Source organism: Rivularia sp. UHCC 0363 (assembly GCF_034931125.1).
Classification (GTDB): Bacteria; Cyanobacteriota; Cyanobacteriia; order Cyanobacteriales; family Nostocaceae; genus Rivularia.
The window spans coordinates 1-4,094 of sequence record NZ_JAYGHM010000010.1; the positions used below are offsets into that span (position 1 = coordinate 1).

At 40.5% G+C, this 4,094-nt stretch carries 4 protein-coding genes; 3 read left to right on the top strand and 1 reads right to left on the bottom strand.

Annotation, left to right across the window (positions count from 1 at the left end):
- Positions 1-66: 66 nt before the first annotated feature.
- Positions 67-1,017, bottom strand: coding sequence for an ABC transporter ATP-binding protein (locus tag VB797_RS07900; protein WP_323237127.1), 951 nt, complete (start codon positions 1,015-1,017; stop codon positions 67-69).
- 350 nt (positions 1,018-1,367) lie between these two features.
- Here VB797_RS07900 and leuB point away from each other — a divergent pair, with 350 nt between their 5' ends.
- The 3 genes from leuB (at position 1,368) to VB797_RS07915 (ending at position 4,025) form a co-directional block, all read left to right on the top strand.
- Positions 1,368-2,453 (top strand): 3-isopropylmalate dehydrogenase, encoded by a 1,086-nt coding sequence (gene leuB, locus VB797_RS07905; protein WP_323237128.1) that lies wholly within the window; start codon positions 1,368-1,370, stop codon positions 2,451-2,453.
- A gap of 126 nt (positions 2,454-2,579) precedes the next feature.
- Positions 2,580-2,840 carry a hypothetical protein gene (locus VB797_RS07910; protein WP_323237129.1) on the top strand — a complete coding sequence of 87 codons (261 nt, stop codon included), beginning with the start codon at positions 2,580-2,582 and terminating at the stop codon, positions 2,838-2,840.
- 360 nt (positions 2,841-3,200) lie between these two features.
- Positions 3,201-4,025, top strand: a complete 825-nt coding sequence (locus VB797_RS07915) for a prepilin peptidase (RefSeq protein WP_323237130.1) — start codon at positions 3,201-3,203, stop codon at positions 4,023-4,025.
- The last annotated feature ends 69 nt before the right edge of the window (positions 4,026-4,094 follow it).

The following is a 4,094-nucleotide window of genomic DNA, read 5'->3' on the forward strand; positions in this document are numbered from 1 at the left end:
GCTATGTTTTTGTGGTATCTATTACCGATTACCAATTACCCATTACCGATTACCGATTCTTAATTCCTAAGATGCTTGTTTGTGTCCCAGTTTAAGGAAAATGCTTTCTAAATCTTCTTGAGTACAGTGAAATTCGGTTAAAGGAATTCCAGCAGTGACAAGAGAACGCAATAAATTGGCTGAGTCTTCTTGTTCTCCAGAAAAATTGATTTTGACGCTATTTTGATTTCCTAATATCTCCCAGTGTTCCACTAAAGGATTATTTTTTAGTTCGCTTAATAGCACTTCTTGTTTTCCTAAAGTCGAAATAACTATCTGGTGGGTAGCACAACTTTTGTAAAGTTCTTGCAGCGAAGTACTTTCGACTAAAAAGCCGAGTTCCATAATTCCTACCGAGGTACATAGCTCGGCTAAATCGCTCAAAACATGGGAGGAAATCAAGATTGTCATTCCTGCTTCTTGCAATACTTTGATGATTTCCCGGAACTGCATCCGAGCAATGGGATCGAGTCCGGAAACTGGTTCATCGAGCAGCAGTATAATCGGTTCGTGAATAATGGTTCGAGCCAAACACAAACGCTGTTTCATACCTCTTGATAGAGTAGAAATTAAGCTGTTGCGTTTATTTTCTAATTGGATGAGTTGTAAAACTTCGTGCAACCTTTTGCTGCGGTGAGGTTCTCGTAAAAGATATAACCTCGCGAAATAATCCAGGTAATCCCAAACCGTTAATTCTTGGTATAAGGGATAATCATCAGGTAAATAGCCCAAACGACGCTTCAGAGTTGGATTCGTTTTATCCCTACATAGGCGATCGCCATTCAGATAAATTTCCCCTGCGGTTGGTTCTTCTGCTGCTGCTAACATCCGAATTAGCGATGTTTTCCCCGCACCATTAGGTCCTATAAGTCCGTAAACTTCTCCTTCACCGATTTCTAAATCAATATTGTTAACGGCTATATGCTTGTCAAACTGTTTGTATAGTCCACTGGTACGAATGGCTAATTCTTTTACCATTATTTTTTAGGTAAGTTTTCTGTTTTCGACTAACTTAACTTTCCTCTACAGCCTGTACCTGAGTAATTTCCAGCATTAAGAATTATATTTACTAAAACTTGATATTTTAGATAAAATTACTCATTAATCTCTTAATAATTAGCTTTTATTGTTAAATTTCCATCTATACCGTTTTTCACTTGGGTGCAATACATACCGAACCTCACCCTACTCCCCTCCCCTCTCCTCACTCCCTACTCCCTTGTTCTACTTAAAAAGGACAATAACACCCTACAAATAAGTACCCTTGCCCGGTATGATATTAAATCTGCCCTAATTATAAAAATCTAAAAAAATCATTTAAAACCACTATGACCCAGAACTACCGCATCACCCTACTTCCCGGCGATGGTATTGGACCCGAAATCATGGCAGTAACGGTAGATGTACTTAAAGTCGTAGGAAAAAAGTTTGATATCCAGTTTGAGTTTCAAGAAGCCTTAATTGGTGGTGCTGCGATCGATCAGACGGATGAACCTTTACCGGAAGCTACATTAAAAAGCTGTAGAGATAGCGATGCTGTTTTACTAGCTGCGATCGGTGGTTACAAATGGGATGAGTTACCGTCTAATAAACGTCCCGAAGCCGGTTTGTTGGGATTGCGTGCTGGTTTGGAATTATTTGCTAATTTACGTCCGGCAAAAATTATACCCCAGTTAATTGACGCTTCAACTTTGAAAAAAGAAGTTGTGGAAGGCGTTGATATTATGGTAGTACGCGAACTAACTGGTGGAATTTACTTTGGTAAACCTAAAGGCATTTTTGATACGGAAACCGGCGAAAAGCGGGGAATAAATACAATGGTGTATAGTGAGGCGGAAATCGAGCGCATTGGTAAAGTCGCTTTTGAAACAGCCCGCAAACGTGGAGGTAAACTCTGTTCTGTAGACAAAGCCAATGTTTTAGAAGTATCTCAACTGTGGCGCAGTACAATTACTAAACTTGCACAAGAATACCCCGATATAGAATTATCTCATCTTTATGTAGATAATGCTGCCATGCAGTTGGTTCGCGCTCCCAAACAGTTTGATACTATCGTCACCGGCAATTTATTCGGCGATATTCTTTCCGATGCCGCAGCCATGCTTACCGGCAGTATAGGTATGTTACCATCTGCTAGTCTAGGAGCAAATGCACCGGGAGTATTTGAACCAGTCCACGGCTCAGCCCCCGATATCGCTGGACTTGACAAAGCCAATCCCCTAGCACAAATTCTCAGTGCAGCAATGATGCTACGCTACGGTTTAAACCAAGCTGATGCAGCCGACTACATTGAAAAAACAGTGTTTCAAGTCTTACAAAATGGTTTCCGTACAGGAGATATAATGTCCGCAGGAATGAATCAAATAGGTTGCCAAGCTATGGGTGAAGTCATGATTCAAACTTTAGATAAATAATTAGATAAATTATTAGAGAAATAATTACTTTTAATTAATTTTCTAATTCTCGCCAAAGATTTTAACTTCCATTGTTGAAATCGGATAAACTTAATTGCAAACCTAGTCAAACAACAGAAGTAATACGTGTACGCATTACGACAAGGACAGGAAAATTTTACGAACCCCGCGACGCAATCTCCGTTGATTGACTCTTCTCTAATCAGGTCTGCGGGTCAAATATACTATACCTACTGTGAAGTTCATCCAGAAATCGTTGGACAAGCTTCAGGAGTAGCCATAAATCGCAGTAATCATCGAGGAAAGGTAATTTTTACCCCTCAGCCAGTTCTTTTACCACAAGAGTGTTTTGTTCCGTTAAATCAAATCGAATCTCATATGTATTGACATCCTCCCCACCCTATAGAACCCATTTGGTATCTTTTATTGAAATGCAAAGGCTTCAGCAAAGCCGTTTTAAGCAGCTTAGCAACTATAAGGGTTCAGGAGACCGAAGAATCATGATAAATGGCTGCCACAACCATGAAATCCAGATGGATATTGGACTTGTAAGTTAAGACATAGACCCCAAATGGGTTCTATAGGAGTGAGGAGTGAGGAGTTAAGAATTATTTGTCCCCTTGTCACCTTGTCCCCTTGTCTCCCCCATCCCCTTGTCCCTATTTTAGGTCAGCACAATCAGGGTAATTACGAATTACGAATTACGAATTACGAATTACTTTGGGTAGATGACTTTGGGATAACTTGATGGATCAGTGGATTTTCGTACCGACAAGTTTAATTGTTTTTGTGTTGGGTGCATCTATTGGTAGCTTTATTAATGTTGTAGTTTATCGGCTACCTGCGGGTTTGTCGATTCTTTATCCTCCTTCACGGTGTCCCCGTTGTTTAAATGGTCTGAAAGCTTACGATAACGTTCCTGTGTTGGGTTGGTTGTGGTTGCGGGGTCGTTGTCGTTACTGTAAAACTCGCATTTCTCCTCGCTACCCAATTGTAGAAGCAGCGACGGGGTTAACATTTGTACTAGTTTTTCTCATATTCCAATTTTCGCCACTGACAATAGGTTATTGGCTGTTTTGTAGTTGGTTATTAGCGCTATCGATAATTGATATAGATACAATGACTTTACCCAGCGAACTAACTAAATCTGGATTAGTGCTAGGTATTTTGTTTCAAATGATATTAGGATTTATACCTTATAGCTGGTCGGGATTAGTAAACCAGATGATGGTAGCGATCGCAGCAGCAGTATTAGGATTATGGCTGTTTGATGGAATTGCTCGTATTGGTACAATTGTTTTCCGTAAAGATGCAATGGGTGCGGGAGATGCGAAATTAGCAGCAATGATGGGAGCTTGGTTGGGCTGGAAATATTTACTTTTAGCGAGCTTTATTGCTTGTATTGCGGGGGTTGTTGTCGAAGGTAGCAATATTGTATTCGTACCAAAAAAATCAATCCGAAATCAACCTTTTCCTTTCGGTCCCTATTTAGCTTTAGGTTCTGCGATCGCGCTTTTTAGTGGTGAAGCGATTTTATCCACTTATTTACGATTCTTTTTTCCAGGAAACTGAGGGGAGATGGGGAGATGGGGAGATGGGGAGATGGGGAGATGGGGGGATGGGGGGATGGGGAGATGGGGG

Bases quoted from the DNA above. Each gene is read 5' to 3' on its own strand.
- leuB (WP_323237128.1), top strand. From the start codon at position 1,368: ATGACCCAGAACTACCGCATCACCCTACTTCCCGGCGATGGTATTGGA.
- VB797_RS07915 (WP_323237130.1), top strand. From the start codon at position 3,201: ATGGATCAGTGGATTTTCGTACCGACAAGTTTAATTGTTTTTGTGTTG.
- VB797_RS07900 (WP_323237127.1), bottom strand. From the start codon at position 1,017: ATGGTAAAAGAATTAGCCATTCGTACCAGTGGACTATACAAACAGTTT.